Source organism: Falsiroseomonas sp. RANM36 (assembly GCF_056682175.1).
This window is the reverse complement of sequence record NZ_JBWXTD010000007.1, coordinates 288,035-309,207: the sequence shown is the minus strand read 5'-3', so window position 1 is coordinate 309,207 and position 21,173 is coordinate 288,035. Positions and strand designations below refer to the sequence as shown.

Here is a 21,173-nt window from a genome sequence, read left to right as displayed (position 1 = left end):
CTTCGTTGGGCCGCCCCCCGCCCCCCGGGGCGCCCCCCCGGGGGGGCCCGCCGGGGGCGGGCCCGGCCCCGCGCCGGCAGCCGGCGCTGGACAAGGCGGCGGGGGCGGGCCACATGCGCCGGTCATGCCGGAGGCCCCTCCCCCCTCCCGCGCGGAGGGCCCGCCGCTCCGCACGGAGGATTTCGACTACGAACTGCCCGAGCGCCTGATCGCCCAGGCGCCCGCGCGGCCGCGCGATTCCGCGCGTCTGCTGGTGGTGCGCGAGGGCGGGCTGGCCGATCGCGGCGTGCTGGACCTGCCGGCGCTGCTCGATCCCGGCGACCTTCTGGTGGTGAACGACACGCGGGTGATCCCGGCGCGGCTGCATGGCAAGCGCGGCGATGCGCGGGTGGAGATCATGCTGAACCGCGCCGAGGGGGCCCCGGGCGGCCATGTCCTGTGGCAAGCGCTGGTGCGCAACGCGCGGCGGCTGCGGCCGGGCGACGAGGTCGCCATCGAGGGCGCGGAGGGCTGCATCGCCCGCGTGGTGGAGCGCGAGGGCGGCACGGCGCTGCTCGATTTCGGCCCCGACCAGGCCGCGCTGGCCGCGGCGCTGGAGCAGGCCGGCGAGGTGCCGCTGCCGCCCTACATCCAGCGCGAGGGCGGGCCGCGGGCCGAGGACGCCGCGGACTACCAGACGATCTTCGCGAAGCGCCCCGGCGCCGTCGCCGCGCCGACCGCGAGCCTGCACTTCACGGACCGGCTGCTGGCGGCGCTGGATGCGCGCGGCGTTATGCGCGCGACGGTGACGCTGCATGTCGGCGCCGGCACCTTCCTGCCGGTGCGCGAGGACGATCCGCGCCGGCACCACATCCACCGCGAATGGGCGGAGATCGGGGAGGATGCGGCGGCGGCGATCAACGCGGCGCGCGCGGCGGGGAAGCGCGTGGTGGCGCTCGGCACCACGGCGATGCGCGTGACGGAGACGGCCGCGCTGGAAGACGGGACGGTTGCGCCCTTCCGCGGGCTGACCGACCTCTACATCCTGCCGGGCTTCCGCTTCCGCGCGGTGGATGCGCTGCTGACAAACTTCCATTTGCCGAAATCCACGCTGCTGATGCTGGTCTCGGCCTTCAGCGGCACGCGGCGGATGCGCGCGGCCTATGCGCATGCCATCGCCCAGGAATACCGCTTCTTCTCCTATGGCGATGCCAGCCTGCTGTTCCGCTGCGAGCAGGATCTGCCGGCATGACCCTGCACTGGACGCTGACCACGACCGACGGCGCGGCGCGCGCGGGCACGCTGCACACGGCCCATGGCGAGGTGCCGACGCCGGTCTTCATGCCGGTCGGCACCGCCGGCACGGTGAAGGCGATGACGGCGGACGCGGTGCGCTCCACCGGCGCGCGGATGGTGCTCGGCAACACCTATCACCTGATGCTGCGGCCGGGGGCGGAGCGCGTCGCGCGGCTCGGCGGGCTGCACCGGCTGATGGACTGGCGCGGGCCGATCCTGACGGATTCCGGCGGTTTCCAGGTGATGAGCCTGACGGGACTGCGGAAGATGGACGCGGATGGCGTGACCTTCCGCAGCCATGTGGACGGCTCGTATCACCGCCTCACGCCGGAGCGCAGCGTGGAGATCCAGCACCTGCTGGGCGCCGATGTGACGATGTGCTTCGACGAATGCACGCCCTTCCCCGCCACGCATGAGCAGGCGGCGCTCAGCATGCGGCTGTCCATGCGCTGGGCCGCGCGCTGCCGGGAGGCCTTCGTGCCGTGCGAGGGCCATGGGCTGTTCGGCATCGTGCAGGGCAGCACCTTCGACGATTTGCGCGCCGAGAGCGTCGCGGCGCTGACCGGCATCGGCTTCGAGGGCTATGCGATCGGCGGGCTGGCGGTGGGCGAGGGCCAGGCCGAGATGCTTCGGGTGCTGGATGCCACGACGCCGCTGCTGCCTGCGCAGGCGCCGCGCTACCTGATGGGCGTGGGCACGCCCGGCGACCTCATCGCGTCGGTCCGGCGCGGCGTGGACATGTTCGATTGCGTGATCCCGACGCGCAGCGGGCGCACGGGCCGCGCCTATACCAGCCGCGGCGTGCTGAACCTGCGCAATGCGCGACACGCGGAGGATCCCTCCCCGCTCGATCCCGATTGCGACTGCCCGGCCTGCACGCGGCATTCCCGCGCCTATCTGCATCATCTGATCAAGGCGGAGGAGATGCTCGGGCCGATCCTGCTGACCTGGCACAACATCCGCTACTACCAGACGCTGATGGCGCGCCTGCGCCGCGCCATCGTCGAGGGCCGCTTCGAGGCCGAGGCCGCCACGATCGAAGCCGGCTGGGCCGAGGGCGAGGCGGAGAGGAAAGCGGCATGACGATCAAGACCGACGTCTCCGGCCTGACGATGCTCGGCCAGCATGTCGAGCAGCCCCGCTCGCCCGAGGAAGCGGTGCTGGAACGCGTGCCGAACCCGCATCCGGGCACACGGTACTGCGTGCGCTTCGTCGCACCCGAATTCACCTCGCTCTGCCCCCTGACGGGTCAGCCCGACTTCGCGCATCTCGTGATCGACTACATCCCGGGCCAATGGCTGGTGGAGAGCAAGTCGCTCAAGCTGTTCCTGACCAGCTTCCGCAACCACGGCGCCTTCCACGAGGCCTGCACGGTGGGGATCGCGAAGCGGATCGTGGAACTGCTCGATCCCGAATGGCTGCGCATCGGCGGCTACTGGTATCCGCGCGGCGGCATCCCGATCGACGTGTTCTTCCAGACCGGCACGCCGCCGGAGGGCGTGTGGATTCCGGACCAGGGGGTGGCGCCCTATCGTGGGCGGGGGTGAGCGCAGCGGCGCCGCACGGGACGCGATCCGCGCGCAGGCGCTCGCGCTCGGCTTCGACGCGGTGGGCTTCGCGCGCGCGCATCTGGCCGACGAGGTGCGGGAACGGCTCGCGACCTTCCTGGCGGACGGGCATCACGGCAGCATGGGCTGGATGCAGGAACGCGCCGAACAGCGGGCGCATCCGCGCGCGCTGTGGCCCGAGGCGGTGAGCGTGATCTCGCTCGGCGTCAACTACGCGCCGGAGGAGGATCCGCTGGCGACACTGGCCCGCCGCGACCGCGCGACGATCAGCGTCTATGCCCGCAACCGCGACTACCACGATGTGGTGAAGGGGCGGCTGAAGCGGCTCGGGCAGTGGATGGCGCATCGCTTCAAGGGCACCGACCTCAAGGTCTTCGTGGACACCGCGCCGGTGATGGAGAAGCCGCTGGCGCAGCAGGCCGGCCTCGGCTGGCAGGGCAAGCACACCAACCTGGTCTCCCGCGCGCATGGCTCCTGGCTCTTCCTCGGCGAGGTCTTTTGTACGTTGGCGCTGGAGCCGGATGAGGTTGGCGCAGATCACTGTGGGTCTTGCGATGCCTGCCTGCGCATCTGCCCGACCGATGCCTTTCCCGCGCCCTATCGCTTGGATGCCAGGCGCTGCATCTCCTACCTGACGATCGAGCATCGCGGGCCGATCCCCGAGGACCTCCGCCCGCGCATGGGCAACCGCATCTATGGCTGCGACGATTGCCTGGCGGTGTGCCCCTGGAACAAGTTCGCGCGCGCGCACAGCGAGCCCGCCTTCGCGCCGCGCGCGGAGCTCGCCGCGCCGAAGCTGGCGGAGCTCGCGACGCTGGACGATGCGGGCTTCCGCGCGCTGTTCAGCGGCAGCCCGATCAAGCGCATCGGGCGCGACCGCTTCGTCCGCAACGTGCTGGTGGCGATCGGCAACTCGGACGATGCGGCGCTGAGGCCTGTGGCGCAGGCGCTGTGCGAGGATGCAGACCCGGTGGTTGCCGAATGCGCGCGCTGGGCGGTGGCGCGGCTGCCCGCCTGAACGACCTCCGCCCGACGAGAACCCGATGCAGATCCTGATCCTGCGCAACAGCGAGAGCGCGCCGGAAGGCGCCTTCGGCGCGTGGCTCGCCGCGCAGGGCCATGCGCTGCGCGTGGTCGCCGGCGAGGCCGCGGCGGCGGAGGAGATCGCGGAGGCGGAGCTGCTGGTCTCGCTCGGCTCGCCGCATGGCGCCTACGACACGCATATTCCCTGGATCGCGCGGCAAAGGGCGCTGCTGGCCGAACGCATGGCGCGCCGGCGGCCGACCATCGGCATCTGCTTCGGCGCGCAGATGATGGCGGCCGCGGCGGGCGGGAATTCGGCGCGCATGCAGGACGGGCGCTTCTTCCGCGGCTGGTTCGGCATCGCGCGCGCGGAGGATCCGGTGCTGGCCGGGCCCTGGCCGCGCTGGCACGGCGATGCCATCACCGCGCCCCCCGGCGCTGCCGTACTGGCCGAGGATCAGGACACGGTGCAGTCCTTCGCACTGCCGCGCGCGATCGGGGTGCAGTTCCACCCGGAAGCGACGCCCGCGATCATGCAGGACTGGGCCGAGCGCTACACGCCGCCGGGGCTGGTGGATGCGGCGGCGCTGGCGGCGGAGAGCGCGCGGATCTACCCGGCGCGCGAGGCGGCGCGCACGGCGCTGTATGCGTGGTTGCTGCGGCGCGCGACGGAGGAGTGACGCAGCGAGGCGGGCGGCGCAGCCGGCCGAGCGCGCGAAGGCGCGCCGCGCCGAGTGGCGCGAAGGCAAGCGCGCGGAGCGCGCGCCCGCCGTCTGAGGGCAGCCGAAAAAATCAGTCCGGCTGGATACCGCTGGCGCGCACCACGCGGCCCCACTTCTCCACCTCGGCGGCGAAGAAGCGCGCAAAATCCTCGGGCGAGGACATCACCAGGCGCGCCTGCTGGGTCTCCGTCATCACCTGCTGCACGCGCGGCTCCTGCAGCGTCTCGCGCAGCGCGGCGTTCATGCGGGCGACCATCGGCGCCGGCGTGCCATGCGGCGCGAAGACGCCCCACCAGGCCTCGGCGATCAGGTTGGGGAAGCCGGCCTCGGTGGAGGTCTGGGTGTCGGGCAGGCCCGAGAGGCGCTGCGGGCCGAACTGCAGCAGCGGGCGCAGCGTGCCGCCCTTGATGTGCGGCAACAGCAGCGCGGAGGAGCCGATCATCATGTCCACCGTGCCGGCCACCGCGTCGTTCACCGCCAGGCCGCCGCTGCGATACGGCACATGCGTCATCTTGATGCCCGCCGCCTCGCCCAGCAGGATCATCGTGAGATGGCCGATCGTGCCATTGCCGGTGGAGCCGTAGGAAACCGCGTCCGGCCGCGCCTTCGCCGCGGCGATGACATCGGCGAAGCTGCGGAAGGGCTTGTCCGCCTTGGTCGCGATGGAATAGGGCGAGCCCCCGATCAGCATGACCGGATCGAGGTCCTTCATCAGGTCGAAGGGCGGGTTGCGCAGCAGCGCGGAGATCGTCGCGTGGCTGTCGAAGGTGAGCAGCCAGGTCAGCCCGTCCGGCCGTGCCTTCGCCACCGCATCCGCGCCGATCGAGCCGGCGGCGCCGGAGCGGTTCTCCACAACCACGTTCGCGCCGAGGCGCTGCGTGAGACCCGGCGAGACGAGGCGCGCCACGGCATCGGTGGAGCCGCCGGGCCCGAAGGGCACGACGATGCGGATGGTGTTGCCCTGCGCGGCGGCGAGGCGCGGCGCGGCAAGGGCGATGGCAAGCGCGCCGAGCGCGCCACGGCGGGCGATGCGGATCATCCCGGTTTCCTCCCTGCGAATTCGGCGCGCACCATCGCCAAATCGCGCGCGGAGGGCAAGCCAGGGTCAGAAGCGCGCCATCTCCCGCTGCACCTTCGCGAGGAAGGCGCCGCAGCGCGCTTCGGTCGCCCGGTTCATGTCGTAGAGCGCGAGATACTGCACCTGCGCCTGCCAGCCGGTCAGCGCGCGCAGGTAGCGCGTGACGGCCATCCGCGGCGGATCGAGGACAAACAGCGCGTTCCACCACGGCCGGCCATAGGTGCTGATGCCGGCGATCTTGCGGATATGCCCGAAATTCGGCCGCGCGACGCCATCCTGCAGCGTGAAGGACACGCCGGGGACGAAGACGCGGTCGAAGAAGCCCTTGAGGATCGCGGGCAGGCCGAAGGACCAGGTGGGGAAGGAGAGCACGAAGGCCTCCGCGCGCTCCACGCGGCGGATATAGTCCTCGACCGGCGCGCGGTTGTCCGGCACGGCGTGGTAGCCGCGGCGTTCGGCGGCGCTCAGCACCGGGTCGAAGCGCTCGGCGTAAAGGTCGCAGAGATCCACCTCGTGACCCGCCTGGCGCAGCCCTTCGCGCGCCGCGTCGCGGATGGCGGCGTGGAAGCTGTCGGGCAGCGGATGGGCGTAGAGGTAGAGCACGCGCATCAGGCGCGGCCCGCGCCGGTGAGCACGGCGATGTCCTCCGGCGCGAGATCCACCGGCGTGCCGTTGCGGATCAGCTCCGCGAAGCCCTCGTTCGGCGCCATCAGCGTCAGGCAGTAGAGCTTTTCGTTCGTGTCGTTGACGACCACGTGCTCCACGCCCGGGCGCAGCACGAAGGCGTCGCCGGGGCCGATCGGCATCTCGGCGCCATCGGCATAGGCCTTGCCGTTGCCGGCGAGGACGACGAAGCATTCCTCGGCCGCCTGGTGCGTGTTGGGCGGCGTGCGGCCGCCCGGCTCGAAGATCTCGACGACGAGGGTGAAGGAGACGCCGTCCTCCAGCGGATCGAAGAGGCAGGCGAAGTAGTTGGTGTCGTTCGGCGCGATGCGGAAGCCGCGCAGGTCCTTCGCGCGCTTGCCGATCACCGGGGCGGTCATCATCGGGCCGTCTCCTTCTGCCGTTGCGCATCCGGCCCGCCGCTTGCTAGGCGGGCGGCATGCAGGTGCTGATGATCTATGCCCATCCGCGCGAGGACAGCCTGGCGGCGGGGTTGCGGGATGCCGCGAAGGCCGCGCTGGAGGCGGCAGGCCATGCGGTGGAGTTGCGCGACCTCTATGCCGAGCGCTTCGACCCGGTGCTGAGCGCGGAGGAACGCGGGCGCTACCACGACGTGCCGGACAACCTGCAGGGCATCGAGGACCATGTCGCCGCGCTTCGCCGTGCGGAGGCGCTGGTGCTGGTGCATCCGACCTGGTGGTATGGCATGCCGGCGATCCTGAAGGGCTGGTTCGACCGCGTCTGGGCGCCTGGCGTGGCGTTCCATCTCGGCGCTGGCGCGATCGAGCCGGCTCTGACGAACATCCGCCGCATCGCCGTTGTGACCACCTATGGCTCGCCGACCTGGCTGCTGTGGTACATCGGGCGGATCGACCGCAAGCTGTTCGGGCGCGGCATGCGGCGGCTCTGCGCGCGCGACTGCAAGGTGGAGTGGGTGACGCTGACGCGCATGGACCAGCGCACGCGCGCCGAATGCGAGGCCTTCGTGCAGCGCGTGCGGGCGCATTTCGCGAGGTGGTAGCGTCGGCTAGCCCGAAACGCCCACCACCGCGTCCAGCTCGCGCCAATGTGGCGCGGTGGCGTCCAGCACGCGGCCGTCGCGCAGCACGATGCGGTCCGATTGCGGGCGGGAGAGCAGCTCCGTCATGAAGCGGGCGGAGAACAGGATCAGGTCCGCCGGCACGCCGGCGGCGATCAGCCCCCTGCCCTGCAGCCCCATCGCCTCGGCCGGGTTCGCGCCCGCGGCCCGGTACCAGTCGCCGAAGGGGTGGTCGAGATGCAGGATGCGCGTGGCTTCCCGGAACACCTCCACCATGTCGAGATCGCCATAGGCGTAGAAGGGATCGCGCGTGTTGTCGGAGGCGACGGAGACGCGGATGCCGGCGGCGCGCATCTCATGCACCAGCGTCACGCCGCGCCAGCGCGGGGTGCGGCCCGGCACGCGGTCCTGCAGATACATGTTGCACATCGGCAGCACGACGATGTCGATGCCGGCCTCGGCCACGCGGGCGATGGTCTCGCGCGCGAAATCCTCCGGCTGGATCGCCAGCGAGCAGCAATGGCCGCACTGGATGCGGCCCTTGAATTTCCGCTTGAGCGCGGTCAGCGCGATCTCGCGCAGGGCGCGGGCGCCGGTCTCGCCGCTTTCGTCCACATGCAGGTCGAGGTCGAGGCCGCGTTCCTCCGCGAGTGCGAAGAAGGTGTCGAGCTCCTGCTGGAAGCCCGGCGGCAGGTCGTCATGGATGCCGCCGGAGGGGCGCGTCACCATGCCGAGCACGCCCCCGGAGGCGGCGACGAGATCGGCCAGCGCCTTGCCGTCCGGGCCGGAGAATCGATCGAGCGGGCAGATCGAGGACATCTGGATGGCGATGCGCCCGGCCCAGGCCTCGCGCAGCTCCCGCATCACGCGCCAGGTGGTCATGGCGTGCGGCAGGTAGGTGTCGAGATGGGTGCGGATCGCGACCGTGCCATGCGCATAGGCGCAGCGCAGCGCGAAATCGGCGCGGGCGCGGATGTCCTCGCCGCTCCAGGCGGCGTTGCGGTCGGACATCACGGCGGTCAGCGCGCCGATGAAGCTGCCTTCCGGGTTGCGGGTGCGCGGCCAGATATGGCCCTTGTCGAGATGGGTGTGGGCGTCAACCGGCGCCGGCCAGACCTGCCCGCCGGCAAGGTCCACGCCGTCCGGCGCGGTGCCGGGCAGCGCGACGGCCGCGACCTTGCCGTCCTCGATGCGGATGTCGAGGCGGATCAGCCCGTCCTGGTCGCGGTCGGCGTCGAGCCCCGGCACCAGCACGCCGGGCGCGCGCGCATTGCGCAGCCAGAACCGGCCGCCGGCGCGCTGGAGAAGATCCTTCACTTGCGTTCCTTCATCGCGCTTTCGTGCCAGTGGCGCAGCGCGAGATGCGAGACCAGCGTCATCGCGAGGAAGATCGCGATGCCGGTGGCCGAGACGAGGACCAGCGCGGCGAACATGCGCGGGATCTGCAGGTTGTAGCCGGATTCCAGGATGCGGTAGGCGAGGCCGGAGGCGCGCCCGCCGGTGCCGGCGACGAATTCCGCGACGATGGCGCCGATCAGCGCGAGCCCGCCCGAGATCTTCAGCCCGCCGAGGAAATAGGGCATGGCGGTCGGCAGGCGCAGGCGCATCAGCACCTGCCAGCGGCTGGCGCGATAGAGCCGGAACAGGTCCTGCAGGTTGTGGTCGGCGCTGTTGAGCCCGAGCGTGGTGTTCGACAGGATCGGGAAGAAGGCGACGATCCAGGCGCAGATCAGCAGGGCCAGGCGGATGTCGTCCACCCAGATGATGATCAGCGGCGCGATGGCGACGATCGGCGTGACCTGCAGGATCACCGCATAGGGAAACAGCGAGAGCTCGATCACGCGCGACTGCGCGAACAGCACCGCCAGCGCGAGCCCGAGCACGGCCGCGACGAACAGCGCCGCGAAGGTGATCTGCAGCGTGATCCAGAGCGAGACCTGCAGCGTATGCCAGTCCCGGATCAGCGTGCGGCCGATCTCGATGGGGCCGGGCAGGATGTAGGAGGGGACCTCGTTCGCGCGCACCGCCCATTCCCAGAGGCCGAGCGCGATGACGCCGATGGCGAGCGGGGCGAGGATGCGCGCCCAGCCCTCGGCGGTGAGGCCGAGGATGGTCCTCTCCCGCGCCTCCTGCGGCGCGTCGGCGACTTCGTTGGCGGAGACGGAAACACCCACGCGCGGCCTCCTATTCACCCATGGCGCCATGCAGCGCCTCCGACACGGCGCGGCAATGCGCCGCGTAGTCGGCCGACGTGCGAAAAGCCTCGCCGCGCGGATAGGGGGCGTTCACCTCGATATCCTCCACGACGCGGCCCGGGCGCGCGGCCATCACGACGATGCGGCGGGAGAGATAGACGCTCTCGAACACCGAATGGGTGACGAAGACCGCGGTGAAGCGCTCGAGCGCCCAGAGCGTGAGCAGATCGTTGTTCAGCCGGTGGCGCGTGATCTCGTCGAGCGCGGCGAAGGGCTCGTCCATCAACAGCAGGCGCGGCTTGGTGACCAGCGCGCGGGCGATGGAGACGCGCATCTTCATCCCCCCCGACAGCGCGCGGGGATAGGCCTTCTCGAAGCCCTTGAGTCCGACCTCGGCCAGCGCCGCCGCGGCCCGGTCCTCGGCCTCGCTGCGCGGCATGCCGGCCAGGCGCAGCGGCAGCATCACGTTCTTCAGCGCGCTCGACCAGGGCATCAGCGTCGGCTCCTGGAAGACGAAGCCGATATCGCCCGAGACCTGGCCGCCGGCGGCCATCTCGATGCTGCCCTGGCTCGGCCCCATGAGCCCGGCGATCATGCGCAGCACGGTGGACTTGCCGCAGCCGGAAGGCCCGAGCAGGGAGATGAAGTCCCCCTGCCCGATCGCCAGATCCACCCCTTGCACGGCCAGCGTGCCGTTGGCGTAGCGCTTGGCCACGCCGCGCAGGGTGACGACGGGAGGTTCCGCCGTCACGCCGGCCGCCGCGCCGAAGGCATGGTCAGGCAAGGCCGACCCGCTTGTTCACGAAGTCCAGGCTGTAGGCGCGCTTCACGTCCATGCCGGCGGGATAGAGGCCGACATCGCGCATCGTCTCGTAGAAGGACTGCCAGCGCGCGTCCGTCATGGCGCCGATCCCGAGGGTCAGCGCATCGCCCGACTTCACGATGCCCTGCTCGTTCATCACGCGGATCGCGTAGGCGATCTTGGCGTCCGTCATCTCGGGGTTGTCGCGCTTGATCAGGGCGTTCGCCGCCTCGATCCCCTGGCCGGTCATGTATTGCGTCCAGCCTTCGATCGTGGCGTTGACGAAGCGCTGCACCACGTCGCGCTTCTCGCTCACCATGCGGCGGGAGATGTCGATGGTGGTGTTGTAGTTGCTGTAGCCGGCATCGGCGATCAGGAAGACCTTCGGCCGCGCCCCGCCCTCGATCGCCGCATAGGGCTCGGAGGAGAGGAAGCCCTGCTGGATCGCCATGCGGTCGGCCAGGAAGGGGGCGACGTTGAAGGTGTAGGGGCGGATCTGCTCGTCGGTGAAGCCGAAGCGGCGGCGCAGGAACGGCCAGTAGGTGGTGCGGCCGGAGGCGCCGACCAGGATCGGGCGGCCCTTCATGTCCTCGAAGGAATTGATGCCGTTGCCCTCATGCGTCATCAGGATCTGCGGATCCTTCTGCATGATCGCGCCGATCGTCATGAAGGGCAGGTTCTCGCGCACGTAGTTCAGCGCCTGGAAGCCGTTGGACATGATCATGTCCACGCGCCCGGCGAGCAGCAGCTGCGCGGGGTTCTGCTGCGGCCCGCCCATGCGGACCTCCACGTCCAGCCCGTGGCGGCGGTAGATGCCGGCGGCGACGCCCTGGTAGTAGCCGCCATGCTCGGCCTGGGCGCGCCAATTGGTCTGGAAGGAGACCTTGTCGAGGCTCTGCGCCAGCGGCACGCGGGCGCCGGGAACGGCGGCCAGGACGAAGGCGGCGCCGCCGCCGAGCAGGGCGCGTCGCTCGATGCGGTAGCGGGTGCGGTTCGTGGTGCCCATGCGGGTGGATCCTCCGTCGCGTCTCGGCCGCGCGCCGTCAGGCGGCGCGGGCCCTGCCGGGTGGCAGTCCGCCCCCGCGCAGCAAGGGCCGTGCCAGGGTGTCGGCCAACCAGCGACGGCATAGCCCGCCCGGGCCACGGCGCGAAAGCGGGCAGACGCAAAAAAAATGGGCAGCGGACGGCAGGGATGCCCCTGGAATCCGCGCAGCGCCCGGCTGGCGGCGTGGCACCGGGATTGCCTACCCTCCTCGCGTGCAATCCGCCCCGCATCTCCGCCTCGACGGGCTGGTCAAGCGCTACGGCGCCACGGCCGCCGTGGACGGCGTTTCGCTCGATGTCGCACGCGGCGAGTGCATCGCGCTGCTCGGCCCCTCGGGCTGCGGCAAGACCACCACGCTGCGCCTCGTGGCGGGCTTCATCACGCCCGATGCCGGCCGGATCCTGATCGGCGGCCGCGCGGTGGAGCGCGATCCGCCGCACCGCCGGCAGATCGGCATGGTCTTCCAGAACTACGCGCTGTTCCCGCACCTGACCGCCGCGGGGAACGTCGCCTTCGGGCTCGAGATGCGCAACCTGTCGCGTGCCGAGTGCAGATCGCGCGTTGCGGAGGCGCTGGCGATGGTCGGGCTGGACCGTCTGGCGGACCGCTACCCGGCGCGGATGTCGGGCGGGCAGCAGCAGCGCGTGGCGTTGGCCCGCGCGCTGGTGATCCGGCCCGAATTGCTGCTGCTGGACGAGCCGCTGTCCAACCTCGATGCCGGGCTGCGCGTGGAGATGCGCGAGGAGATCGCCCGGCTGCGCACGCAAGCCGGCATCACCACGCTGTTCGTCACCCATGACCAGGAGGAGGCGCTGGCGCTCGCCGACCGTGTTGCGGTGATGGATCGCGGCCGCATCGTGGAATGCGCGAGCCCGGCGGAGCTGACGGAGCGTCCGCGCCACCTCTTCACCGCCCGTTTCCTCGGCGCGCGCAGCGTGCTGGAAGGCCGGGCGGAGGCCGGGCTGTTCCGCGCGCCGGGCCTGCCGCCCGTTCCGCTGCAGGCCGGCACGCGGCCCACGCATCTCGTGCTGCGCGCCGCGCGGCTGCGGCTGCTGCCGCCGGGCGGTGAGACGGAGGCGCCGCTGGTTGCCGCCGCCCGCATCGAAGCGGCGACGCGGCTGGATGACGCCGTGCACTACGACGTCGCGCTCGGCCCGCATCGCCTGCGCGTCCGCCGCCCCACCGCCGAGCCGGCCTTCGCCCCCGGCGCCGAGGTCGCCCTTGTCGCGCCGGCGGAGGCGATGAGCTGGATCGAGGACTTTTCATCCGCATCGGGAGAAGCCGCATGACCACATCACGTCGCGCCCTGCTTGGCGCCGCGCTCGCCGCGCCAGCCATCTGGGGCAAGGATGCCGTCGCGCAGATCCGGCGCGGCGACGAACTCACCGTCGGCGTCTGGGGCGGCGCGCAGGAGCGCATCGTCCGCCAGTACTGCGCCACGCCGCTGGAGCAGCAGCACGGCGTGAAGATCAACTTCGTGCTCGGCGGCACCACGGAACGGCGCGCGCGCGCCTATGCGGAGCGTGGGCGGCCCTCCTTCGACGTGTTGTACCTGAACATCTCGGAAAGCCGCCAGGCGGTGCGCGACGGCGTGACGCAGGCGCCGACCGCCAACGTGCCGAACTTCGCCAATCTCTATCCGCTGGCGCGGCAGGGCGGCTACGGCGTCGCGTTCAACCCGGTGACGGTGGTCTATGACCGCCGCATGGTCGCCGCGCCGATGACCTCCTGGAAGGACTTCTGGCGCGACGACCTGAAGGGCAAGGTGATCTGGCCGACCTATCCCGGCGCGCAGGGCACCTCCGCGCTGCTGATGTCGGCCAAGGTCTGGGGCGGCAGCGAGACGAACATCGACCCGGCCTTCCAGAACATCGCGCGCCTCAAGCCCTTCGCCGCCATCCAGGGCAGCCAGGACCAGCTCTACGGCATGTTCGACAGCGGCGTCGGCGCCGCCAGCGTGGAGTTCGGCAGCTTCACCCGCCGCTATGCCGAGACGCGCAACCCCAACATCGTGATCGCCGACCCGACCGAGGGGCAGGTGGTGGCGATGAACGTCGCCTGCATCACCACCGGCACGCGCAACCAGGCGCTGGCCGAGGCCTGGGTGAACCTGCATCTCTCGCCGGAATGCCAGAAGGCCTATGCCGAGCAGATCTACTACAGCCCGACCATCACCAACCTGACGCTGCCCGCCGACCTCGCGGCGAAGCTGGTGATGGGCGAGGAGCAGGTGAAGAAGCTCGTGGACTTCGACTGGGCGGTGGTGGCGCAGAACGAGCCGCGCTGGTCTTCCCGCTTCACCCGCGAGATCGCGGGCTGACGCAGCGCAACCCATGACGGGCAGGGTCGGCTCGGGCCTGCTGGCCCTGCCCTACGGCATCTGGCTGCTCGCCGCCTTCGCCGCGCCGCTCGGCGCGGTGGCGCTGCTGTCTGTGCAGCAGACGGGCGGGATGTTCGACCCGATTTCGCTGGTGCCGTCCGGCGAGCAGTATGTGGAGCTGGTCGGCGACCGCTTCTACATGCGTGTGTTCCTCAACACGCTTCTGCTCGGCGTTGGCGTGGCGACCGCCTGCGCGGTGCTCGGCTATCCGCTGGCGCTGTGGCTCACGCGGCTGCCGCCGCGCTGGAAGCCGCTCGGCTTCGCCATCGTGCTGGTGCCGCTGCTGACGAATGTCGTGGTGCGCTCGCTCGGCATCATCCTGCTGCTGGCGCCGCGCGGCATCGTCGCCTCCCTCGCGGTCGAGCTCGGCCTGCCGCGGCCGGACCTGCTGTTCGGCTGGTTCGCGGTGGGGCTGGCGCTGACGCAGGTGTTCCTGCCCTTCATGGTGCTGGCGCTCTACGACGTGCTGGAAGGCCAGGAGAAGCGCCTGGACGAGGCCGCGACGAGCCTCGGCGCCGGGCCGGCGACGCGCTTCTGGCGGGTGATCCTGCCGCTGTCGCTGCCCGGGCTGCGCGCGGGCCTTGTCATCACCTTCCTGCTCGCTTCGGAATCCTACGTCTCGGCCGCGCTGGTGGGCGGCCGGAAAGTGCTGGTCAGCGGCATGATCGTGCTGAAGGAAGGCATCGAGGTGATGAACTATCCCCTCGCCTCCGCGCTCGCGATGCTGATGCTGTTCGCGGGCGTGGCGGCGACCTTCCTGATCGGCCGCGCCATCGCGCTGCTGACGCCCTGGATCCCCGGCCGCCCGCCGCTGCCGCGCCTGACGCTGCCGCCGGCGCTGCGCCGCGCGGTGGTGGCGGTGGCGGAAGCGGTGGCGCCCCTTGTCTCGCGCCTGCTGCTGGCGGTCGCGATCCTGCTGCTGATCTTTCCGCTGCTGCTCGTCGCCGTCGCGAGCGTCAACGACACGCCGCAGGCGACGGTCGCGCAGTTCGTCGGCTTCACGTTGAAATGGTACGCGCTGATCCTGGAGAACCCGCGCTACCTCGAGGATGCCTGGACCAGCCTGCAGCTCGCGCTCTGCGCGGTCGCCATCGCGCTGGCGATCTGCCTGCCGGCCGCCTTCGCCCTGGTGCGCGGCGGCTTCGCCGGGCGGGAGGCGCTCGGCGCGCTCTATGTGCTGCCGCTGGCGCTGCCGGGGATCGCGATCGGCCTCGGCATGCTGCGGCTGCTGCAATGGTTCAACATGGTGCCGCCCTTCCTCGGCATCCTCGCGGTGCATGTGGTGCTGATCGCGCCCTTCATGCTGCTGCTGCTGCGGGCTTCCGTCGCGCAGCTCGACCGCAGCCTGGAGGAAGCTGCGGGCGGGCTCGGCGCCACGCCTTCCCGGGTGTTCCGGCGCGTGATCCTGCCGCAGCTCGGCCCCGGGATCGGCGTGGCCTGCGTGATCGGCTTCCTCAACTCCTTCGGCGAGGTCACCGTCACCGCCTTCCTGACCACGGCGCGGATGCAGACGCTGCCGGTGCGCATCTATGCCGAGGCGACCTTCAGCCTGGAGAATACGGTCAACGCCATCAGCACGATCTTCATCCTGGTGACGGTCGCGCTGCTGCTGCTGGTCAACCGGCTGATGCCGCTGGATCGCGTCTGGCGCCGCTGAGGCCGCCGGCGGATCAACTCCAGTAGGGGCGCTCGCGGTAATGCGCGTGCAGCCGCGCCTCGTGGTCGCGGGCAAGCAGGGCGGCGGGGTCGTAGTCGGGGCTCGCCTTCACCTGGTCCCGCGTGACGGTCACCTGCACCTGCCGCAGGGTCCAATCGATCCCGCGGAACCAGCGGGGCGAGAGCAGCACCTTGCGCGACGGCCACCAGTTCGCGGTGTCCACGACCACATAGCGGATCGTCCAGGGCGCATCGTCCACCACGAATTCCTCGACATGGCCGATGTCGCCGTCGGTGGCGTGGACATGATAGCCCGTGACCTCGCGCGCGCTGCGCAGATGCGGATCGCCGGACGGCTCCGGCGGCGTTTCCGGGGCCGGGCGCGGCGGCCCGGCGGCCGCGGGCATGGCCACCGGCGCGGCGAAGGGCGGAACGACGCCGAGGCTCCAATAGGGCGTCCAGCCGTAGTGACCGTAGAGACGGGATTCATACTGCCGCGACACCGGCGCGTCGAAGCCGATCTCCGGGCTCTCCTTCACCTGCTGCCGGGTCAGGTCCACCGGATATTCCAGGGTCGTGCCGCCGGGCGGCCCGAAGCAGGAGGGCGGCAGCAGCACCTGCCGGCCGGGAAGCCAGGTGCCGGTGTCCACCACCACCCAGCGCACGCTCCAGCCGGCCTGATCGAACAGCAGGTCGGCGATGCGCCCGATCGCGCCGTCCCGCGCCCTGATGCCGCTGCCGAAGAGAGTCGTGGATCGCCAGAGCATCGCCGCCTCCTCTCCCGTTGGCCGCCTGCCGCCCGCGCGGGGCGGAGGCGCTTGGAACATCTATACGCCACGGCAGCCCCGCCGGTTCCCCCGAGGGCGGGTCAGGCCACAGGCGTCGGCAGCGGGCGGCCCTCCATCTGCGCTTCCAGGTTGGCCCGCATCAGCGCGCCCATGTCCTTGCGCGTCTCCACCGTGGCGCTGGCCGCGTGGGGTTGCAGCACGACATGGTCGAAGGCGAGGAATTCCGGGTCGATGTCCGGCTCGTTGAGGAAGACGTCCAGCCCCGCCGCAGCGATGCGGCGCGTGCGCAGCGCGGCGAGCAGCGCGGCCTCGTCCACCACCGTGCCGCGCGAGACGTTGCAGAAGATGGCGCCGGGCTTCAGCGCCTCGATCGCCGCCCTGTCCACCAGGCCCTTGGTCGCGGCGCCGCCGGCGGCGGCCACCATCAGGATGTCCACATGCGGCGCCAGCGCCGCAGGCGTGGGATGCCAGTCGTAGGGCACGTCCTTCTTCTGCCGCGCGCTGTAGGCGATGGGCATGCGGAAGGCCTCGGCGCGGCGGGCGATGGCGCTGCCGATGCGGCCCAGCCCGACGATGCCGATGCGCTTGCCCCAGACGCGCGTCTGCAGCGGCATCGCGCCCTTGGTCCTCCAGGACCCGTCGCGCACCCAGGCATCGCCGGCGGGAATGCGGCGGGCGGCGGCGAGCAGCAGGCCCATGGCCATGTCCGCCACTTCCTCGGTCAGCACGTCCGGCGTGTTCGACACGCGGATGCCACGCGCCTTGGCGGCGGGCACGTCGATCAGGTCGTAGCCGACGCCGTAGCAGGCGATGATTTCCGTCCGTGGCAGCGCATCCATCAGCTCGGCGCTGGCGCCGACCTCGCCCTTCGTCGCGATGGCGCGGATGGTGTCGCGGTGCCGCGCGAGCATGCCCGGCTTGTCCGCCGTGGCGTAGTAGAGATGGACCTCGAAGCGCTCGGCCAGCGCTTCCAGATCCCAGTCCGGCAGTTCCCCGACGACGAGTACGCCGGGCTTCACGGCACCTTCCCCATCAGCTCGTCCTCGACATGCACGCGGATGATCTCGTCGAAACTCTTCTCGGCCTGGAAGCCGAGCGATTCCGCGCGCTTCGCGTCGAAGCGGCGGGGCCAGCCGGCGACGATCCTCATGATGGTCTCGTCGGGCTCGCGCCTGATCAGGGCGACGGCCTTGTCGCCGGCGACGCGGCGCAGCGCCTCGATCTGCTCGGCGACGGTCGCGGCCAGGCCCGGCATGGTCAGGTTGCGCCTTGCGCCGAGCGGGCCGGTGTCGAGCGTCGCGGCATGCAACAGGAAGCCGACGGCGGCGCGCGGGCTGGCGTGCCAGTGCATCACCGTGTCGGGCACGGGCAGCACGGCCTCCTTCCCCGCCAGCGGCTCGCGCAGGATGCCGGAGAAAAAGCCGCTGGCCGCCTTGTTCGGCAGGCCGGGGCGGATGCAGATGGTGGGCAGGCGGATGCCGACGCCGTCGAAGAAGCCGCGGCGGGAATAGTCGGCCAGCAGCAGCTCGCCGATCGCCTTCTGCGTGCCGTAGCTGGTGAGCGGGGTGGTGAAGAACTCGTCGCCGATCGCGTCCGGGAAGGGCGCGCCGAAGACGGCGATGGAGGAGGTGAAGACCACCCGCGGCTTGTATTCCGCGCCCTCGCCGGCGGCGCGCAGCGATTCCTGGCGGATCTCCTCGAACAGCAGGCGCGTGCCGTCCAGGTTGATGCGGTAGCCCTTGTCGAAATCGGCCTCGGCCTCGCCGGAGACGATGGCGGCGAGGTGGAAGATCAGCTCCGGCCGGCCGGCGATCATGCGGTCCGCGGCGCCGCCGGCGGAGATGTCGGCGGCCCAGGCCTCGCCCGCCATGCCCTCCGGCAGTTGCGGCGCGACCACGTCCACCAGGCTGAGCTTCGTGACGGGCCGCCCGCCGACCGCGCCATCCGCGGCGAGCCGCGCGACGAGCTTGCGGCCGACCATGCCGGCGGCGCCGATGACGAGGACATGCATGCCTGGACCCTCCCGAACCAGGGCGCAGGCTAAGGCGGAATGGGCGGGTTAGGAAGGCGAGCGGCCTGCACGCCCTCCCCCGCCGGCGCGAGGAAGGGCGCGGACGCGATCAGGCAACGCGGATGTTGCGGAACTGCCAGGGGTCGGTGTGGTCCACTTCCTCCGGGAACAGCACGCCGCGGTCGTGCAGCGGGGTCCAGTCGGAATAGACGCCGACGACCTCGCCGAGATAGGGCCGGCAGATCTCGAGGATGCGGTCATGGTCCATCTCGTCGGATTCGACCAGGCCGCGGCGCGGGTTCTCGATGGCCCAGATCACGCCGGCCAGCACCGCCGCCGTGACCTGCAGCGAGGTGGCGTTGTTGTGCGGCACCTGCTCCCGCGCCTCGCCGATGGTCAGGCGGGAGCCATACCAGTAGGCGCCCTTGGCGTGGCCGCAGAGCAGCACGCCGAGCTCGTCCATGCCGGAGACGATCTCGTCCGTCATGAGCCGCTTCTCGGGCTGCATCTCCCAGTTCTTGCCGGCGAGTTCGTGCACCGACAGCACCGCGTCGTCGCAGGGATGGTAGGCGTAGTGCGCGGTCGGGCGATACAGCACGCCGCCCTCGGCATCGCGCAGCGTGTAGTAGTCGGCGATCGAAATGCTTTCGTTGTGCGTGATCAGGAAGCCGTGGAACGGGCCCTCCAGCGGCGTCCAGGTGCGCACGCGCGTGGAGGCGCCGGGGCGCATCAGGTAGATCGCCGCGTCGCAGCCGAAGCCGTGGCGGTGGCCGTCCGCCGGCAGCGCCTTCTCATGCGTGCCCCAGCCGAGCTCGGCGGGCTGGCAGCCCTCGCCCACGAAGCCGTCCACCGACCAGGTGTTGACGAACTCGCCAGGCTTCTTCGGGCGGTTGCCGACCTGCGTGTCGCGCTCCGCGATGTGGATCACCTTCACGCCGAGATCGGCCGCGATGCGCGCCCAGGCCGCGCGGTCCGCGGCCGGCGGCGGAGTGGCCACGGGCGCGCCGGTGCCGCGGGCGATGTCGAGCAGCGCCTGCTTCACGAAATGGCTGACCAGGCCCGGATTGGCGCCATGCGCGGTGACGCTGGTCGGGCCGCCCCTGGCCATCTCGCGCAGCGCCACCGCTTCCTCGCGCATCGCGTAGTTCGAGCGCTGGGACGGCGTGAGCGAGGGATCGGTGTAGCCGCCGGCCCAAGGCTCCACGACGGTGTCGAGGTAGAGCACGTCGAGCTCCTGGCAGAGCTTCATCAGCGCGACGGACGACACATCGACGGACAGATTCAGGAGGAAGTCGCCGGCCCGCAGCAATGGCGAGAGCAACGCGGAAAAATTCTCGCGCGTCGCCGGCTGCTCGATGAAGCGGATGCCGTATTCGGCCGCGACCTCGCGGCCGCGCGGCTCGGCGGTGACGATGGTGATGTCGTCGCGGGCGATGTCGATGTGGCGGATGATGAGGGGCAGGACGCCCTGGCCGATCGAGCCGAAGCCGAGCATGACCAGGCGCCCGCGGAAGGTCGCGTGCTTCATCGTCGTCGTCTCCCTTAGGGGGTGGAGGGAAGGCCGCTCAGGCGGCCTTCCCGATCTCGTAGCCCGGCGTCGCGAGCAGCGGCAGGTCCGCCACCTCGGCGATGCCGGCCCGGTCGAAGCCGTTGAAGGCGGTGCGCAGCGCCGCGCCATAGGCGCCGAGCTGGCCGACCTCGATCCAGTCGCCCTCGGCGACATCCGCGGGCAGCAGGAACGGACCCTTCATGTGGTCCGCGCTGTCGCAGGTGGGGCCGAAGAAGGCGAAGGCCTGCGCAGGCGCTGCGCTGTCGCGCAGCAGCCGCACCGGGAAGCGGAAGCCCGGCACGCCCGCATCCGACAGCGCGCCATAGACGCCGTCATTCACGAACAGCGCGTCGCCCCGCCGGTGCTGGACCTGCAGTACGACCGAGGTGCCGGCGGCGACCAGCGCACGGCCGGGCTCCGCCCACAGCGTCAGGCCGGAAAGGCCCTCGGCCGCGACGGCCGCGCGGATCGCCGCCATGAAGGCGGAGAGCGGCGGCGGCACGACATCGGGGTAGGCGACCGGGAAGCCGCCGCCGACATCGAGCAGGTCCACCGCCACGCCCGCCTCCCGGATCACCTGCGCGGCCAGCGCGATGGCGCGGGCATAGGCGGCGGGGTCCAGGCACTGGCTGCCGACATGGAAGCTGACGCCGAGCGTCGCCGCATGCGGCCGCGCGGCGCGCAGCAGCGCGACGGCGTCCGCCGGCGCGGCGCCGAACTTGCCGGAGAGGTCGTACATCGCGCCGCCCTTCGGCAGCGCGAGCCGCACGATCAGCCCGCGCGCCTCCGGCACGACCAGGCCAAGTCCCTCGCCGCTCCCGGTCTCCTCGCGAATCTTCGCGAGCTCCTCCGCGCTGTCGAGCACGAAGTCGCGCACGCCCTGGTGCTGCCAGGCCTCGCGGATGGCAGCGCGAGACTTGACGGGGTGCATGAAGTGGATCGCGGCCTCGGGGAACATGGTCCGCACCAGCCGCACCTCGGCCTCCGAGGCGCAGTCGAAGCGGCGCACGCCGCCGCGCCAGAGGGCGCGCAGCACCGCGGGCTCCGGGTTGCACTTCACGGCGTAGAGCGTCTCGCCGGGGAAGGCCGCCAGGAAGGCGCGGGCCGCGCCCGCGATGGTGGCGGGGCGGATGCAGTGCAGCGGCGCCTCCGGGCGCAGGCGCGCGACGAGGGCGTCCACGCTCCGGGGGAGCTTCTGGTCGGGGCGGCGGAGCGTCGCGCCGCCAGGCGCGCGGGAGAGCGGGCTGACGGCGCCGCGGAAGCGGAGATCGGTCATCGCAGGGGTTCCGAAGCGCAGGGTGGCAGGACGCCCCCCCCGCCCCCCCCCCCCCCCGCGGGGGGGGGCGGCGGGGGGGGGGGGGGGGGGGGGCGCCGGCCGC

At 71.4% G+C, this 21,173-nt stretch carries 21 protein-coding genes; 9 read left to right on the top strand and 12 right to left on the bottom strand.

What is annotated here, in order from left to right:
- Positions 1 to 124 precede the first annotated feature (124 nt).
- The 5 genes from queA to AC1MIR_RS25605 are packed head-to-tail and all read left to right on the top strand — an operon-like array spanning position 125 to position 4,546.
- Positions 125 to 1,231, top strand: a complete 1,107-nt coding sequence (gene queA / locus AC1MIR_RS25625) for a tRNA preQ1(34) S-adenosylmethionine ribosyltransferase-isomerase QueA (protein ID WP_480030998.1) — start codon at positions 125 to 127, stop codon at positions 1,229 to 1,231.
- On the top strand, positions 1,228 to 2,358 hold the full coding sequence (gene tgt, locus AC1MIR_RS25620; RefSeq protein WP_480030997.1) for a tRNA guanosine(34) transglycosylase Tgt: 1,131 nt from the start codon (positions 1,228 to 1,230) through the stop codon (positions 2,356 to 2,358). The genes queA and tgt overlap by 4 nt, the downstream gene beginning before the upstream one ends.
- Positions 2,359 to 2,387: 29 nt before the next feature.
- On the top strand, positions 2,388 to 2,822 hold the full coding sequence (gene queF / locus AC1MIR_RS25615; RefSeq protein WP_480031009.1) for a preQ(1) synthase: 435 nt from the start codon (positions 2,388 to 2,390) through the stop codon (positions 2,820 to 2,822).
- Entirely contained in the window at positions 2,809 to 3,861 is a 1,053-nt protein-coding gene (queG, locus tag AC1MIR_RS25610) for a tRNA epoxyqueuosine(34) reductase QueG (RefSeq protein ID WP_480030996.1), read from the top strand. Before queF ends, queG begins: the two co-directional genes overlap by 14 nt.
- A gap of 25 nt (positions 3,862 to 3,886) precedes the next feature.
- Entirely contained in the window at positions 3,887 to 4,546 is a 660-nt protein-coding gene (locus tag AC1MIR_RS25605; RefSeq protein ID WP_480030995.1) for a type 1 glutamine amidotransferase, read from the top strand.
- A 112-nt stretch (positions 4,547 to 4,658) separates the two neighbouring features.
- On the opposite strand, the gene AC1MIR_RS25600 is transcribed toward AC1MIR_RS25605, so the two are convergent.
- From AC1MIR_RS25600 to AC1MIR_RS25590, 3 genes are all read right to left on the bottom strand, one after another.
- Entirely contained in the window at positions 4,659 to 5,627 is a 969-nt protein-coding gene (locus AC1MIR_RS25600) for a tripartite tricarboxylate transporter substrate binding protein (protein WP_480030994.1), read from the bottom strand.
- 66 nt (positions 5,628 to 5,693) lie between these two features.
- Complete coding sequence (locus AC1MIR_RS25595) at positions 5,694 to 6,275, bottom strand: NAD(P)H-dependent oxidoreductase (protein WP_480030993.1); 582 nt, start codon at positions 6,273 to 6,275, stop codon at positions 5,694 to 5,696.
- On the bottom strand, positions 6,275 to 6,712 hold the full coding sequence (locus tag AC1MIR_RS25590; RefSeq protein WP_480030992.1) for a cupin domain-containing protein: 438 nt from the start codon (positions 6,710 to 6,712) through the stop codon (positions 6,275 to 6,277). The genes AC1MIR_RS25595 and AC1MIR_RS25590 overlap by 1 nt, the downstream gene beginning before the upstream one ends.
- A 56-nt stretch (positions 6,713 to 6,768) precedes the next feature.
- On the opposite strand from AC1MIR_RS25590, the gene AC1MIR_RS25585 reads away from it, so the two are divergent.
- On the top strand, positions 6,769 to 7,350 hold the full coding sequence (locus AC1MIR_RS25585) for an NAD(P)H-dependent oxidoreductase (RefSeq protein ID WP_480030991.1): 582 nt from the start codon (positions 6,769 to 6,771) through the stop codon (positions 7,348 to 7,350).
- 6 nt (positions 7,351 to 7,356) lie between these two features.
- Here AC1MIR_RS25585 and AC1MIR_RS25580 read toward each other — a convergent pair whose 3' ends face one another.
- The 4 genes from AC1MIR_RS25580 to AC1MIR_RS25565 are packed head-to-tail and all read right to left on the bottom strand — an operon-like array spanning position 7,357 to position 11,371.
- A complete protein-coding gene (locus AC1MIR_RS25580; RefSeq protein WP_480030990.1) occupies positions 7,357 to 8,685 on the bottom strand; it encodes a cytosine deaminase in 1,329 nt (442 codons plus the stop codon).
- Positions 8,682 to 9,542, bottom strand: coding sequence for an ABC transporter permease (locus AC1MIR_RS25575; protein ID WP_480030989.1), 861 nt, complete (start codon positions 9,540 to 9,542; stop codon positions 8,682 to 8,684). The genes AC1MIR_RS25580 and AC1MIR_RS25575 overlap by 4 nt, the downstream gene beginning before the upstream one ends.
- Before the next feature lie 10 nt (positions 9,543 to 9,552).
- Complete coding sequence (locus tag AC1MIR_RS25570; protein ID WP_480030988.1) at positions 9,553 to 10,347, bottom strand: ABC transporter ATP-binding protein; 795 nt, start codon at positions 10,345 to 10,347, stop codon at positions 9,553 to 9,555.
- Positions 10,340 to 11,371, bottom strand: a complete 1,032-nt coding sequence (locus AC1MIR_RS25565; protein ID WP_480030987.1) for an ABC transporter substrate-binding protein — start codon at positions 11,369 to 11,371, stop codon at positions 10,340 to 10,342. The genes AC1MIR_RS25570 and AC1MIR_RS25565 overlap by 8 nt, the downstream gene beginning before the upstream one ends.
- Positions 11,372 to 11,622: 251 nt before the next feature.
- On the opposite strand from AC1MIR_RS25565, the gene AC1MIR_RS25560 reads away from it, so the two are divergent.
- The 3 genes from AC1MIR_RS25560 to AC1MIR_RS25550 are packed head-to-tail and all read left to right on the top strand — an operon-like array spanning position 11,623 to position 15,447.
- The gene (locus AC1MIR_RS25560; RefSeq protein WP_480030986.1) at positions 11,623 to 12,699 is read left to right on the top strand and encodes an ABC transporter ATP-binding protein; all 1,077 of its coding nucleotides are present in this window, start codon (positions 11,623 to 11,625) and stop codon (positions 12,697 to 12,699) included.
- Positions 12,696 to 13,730, top strand: a complete 1,035-nt coding sequence (locus AC1MIR_RS25555) for an extracellular solute-binding protein (protein WP_480030985.1) — start codon at positions 12,696 to 12,698, stop codon at positions 13,728 to 13,730. Before AC1MIR_RS25560 ends, AC1MIR_RS25555 begins: the two co-directional genes overlap by 4 nt.
- Positions 13,731 to 13,743: 13 nt before the next feature.
- Positions 13,744 to 15,447 (top strand): ABC transporter permease subunit, encoded by a 1,704-nt coding sequence (locus tag AC1MIR_RS25550; protein WP_480030984.1) that lies wholly within the window; start codon positions 13,744 to 13,746, stop codon positions 15,445 to 15,447.
- 13 nt (positions 15,448 to 15,460) lie between these two features.
- Here the strand turns inward: AC1MIR_RS25550 and AC1MIR_RS25545 are convergent, their stop codons facing one another.
- From AC1MIR_RS25545 to AC1MIR_RS25525, 5 genes are all read right to left on the bottom strand, one after another.
- Positions 15,461 to 16,213: a PRC-barrel domain-containing protein gene (locus AC1MIR_RS25545; RefSeq protein ID WP_480030983.1), complete on the bottom strand. Its 753-nt coding sequence runs from the start codon at positions 16,211 to 16,213 to the stop codon at positions 15,461 to 15,463.
- Positions 16,214 to 16,314: 101 nt separating this feature from the next.
- Positions 16,315 to 17,253, bottom strand: coding sequence for a 2-hydroxyacid dehydrogenase (locus AC1MIR_RS25540; RefSeq protein ID WP_480030982.1), 939 nt, complete (start codon positions 17,251 to 17,253; stop codon positions 16,315 to 16,317).
- Complete coding sequence (denD, locus tag AC1MIR_RS25535) at positions 17,250 to 18,245, bottom strand: D-erythronate dehydrogenase (RefSeq protein WP_480030981.1); 996 nt, start codon at positions 18,243 to 18,245, stop codon at positions 17,250 to 17,252. The genes AC1MIR_RS25540 and denD overlap by 4 nt, the downstream gene beginning before the upstream one ends.
- A 109-nt stretch (positions 18,246 to 18,354) precedes the next feature.
- Positions 18,355 to 19,773: a homospermidine synthase gene (locus AC1MIR_RS25530; protein WP_480030980.1), complete on the bottom strand. Its 1,419-nt coding sequence runs from the start codon at positions 19,771 to 19,773 to the stop codon at positions 18,355 to 18,357.
- Positions 19,774 to 19,810: 37 nt separating this feature from the next.
- Positions 19,811 to 21,173, bottom strand: a 1,363-nt coding sequence (locus tag AC1MIR_RS25525; protein ID WP_480030979.1) for a type III PLP-dependent enzyme domain-containing protein, incomplete at its 5' end; no start/stop codon positions are given.

Bases quoted from the DNA above. Each gene is read 5' to 3' on its own strand.
- queA (WP_480030998.1), top strand. From the start codon at position 125: ATGCCGGAGGCCCCTCCCCCCTCCCGCGCGGAGGGCCCGCCGCTCCGC.
- tgt (WP_480030997.1), top strand. From the start codon at position 1,228: ATGACCCTGCACTGGACGCTGACCACGACCGACGGCGCGGCGCGCGCG.
- queF (WP_480031009.1), top strand. From the start codon at position 2,388: ATGCTCGGCCAGCATGTCGAGCAGCCCCGCTCGCCCGAGGAAGCGGTG.
- AC1MIR_RS25605 (WP_480030995.1), top strand. From the start codon at position 3,887: ATGCAGATCCTGATCCTGCGCAACAGCGAGAGCGCGCCGGAAGGCGCC.
- AC1MIR_RS25600 (WP_480030994.1), bottom strand. From the start codon at position 5,627: ATGATCCGCATCGCCCGCCGTGGCGCGCTCGGCGCGCTTGCCATCGCC.
- AC1MIR_RS25595 (WP_480030993.1), bottom strand. From the start codon at position 6,275: ATGCGCGTGCTCTACCTCTACGCCCATCCGCTGCCCGACAGCTTCCAC.
- AC1MIR_RS25590 (WP_480030992.1), bottom strand. From the start codon at position 6,712: ATGATGACCGCCCCGGTGATCGGCAAGCGCGCGAAGGACCTGCGCGGC.
- AC1MIR_RS25585 (WP_480030991.1), top strand. From the start codon at position 6,769: ATGCAGGTGCTGATGATCTATGCCCATCCGCGCGAGGACAGCCTGGCG.
- AC1MIR_RS25565 (WP_480030987.1), bottom strand. From the start codon at position 11,371: ATGGGCACCACGAACCGCACCCGCTACCGCATCGAGCGACGCGCCCTG.
- AC1MIR_RS25555 (WP_480030985.1), top strand. From the start codon at position 12,696: ATGACCACATCACGTCGCGCCCTGCTTGGCGCCGCGCTCGCCGCGCCA.
- AC1MIR_RS25550 (WP_480030984.1), top strand. From the start codon at position 13,744: ATGACGGGCAGGGTCGGCTCGGGCCTGCTGGCCCTGCCCTACGGCATC.
- AC1MIR_RS25545 (WP_480030983.1), bottom strand. From the start codon at position 16,213: ATGCTCTGGCGATCCACGACTCTCTTCGGCAGCGGCATCAGGGCGCGG.
- denD (WP_480030981.1), bottom strand. From the start codon at position 18,245: ATGCATGTCCTCGTCATCGGCGCCGCCGGCATGGTCGGCCGCAAGCTC.
- AC1MIR_RS25530 (WP_480030980.1), bottom strand. From the start codon at position 19,773: ATGAAGCACGCGACCTTCCGCGGGCGCCTGGTCATGCTCGGCTTCGGC.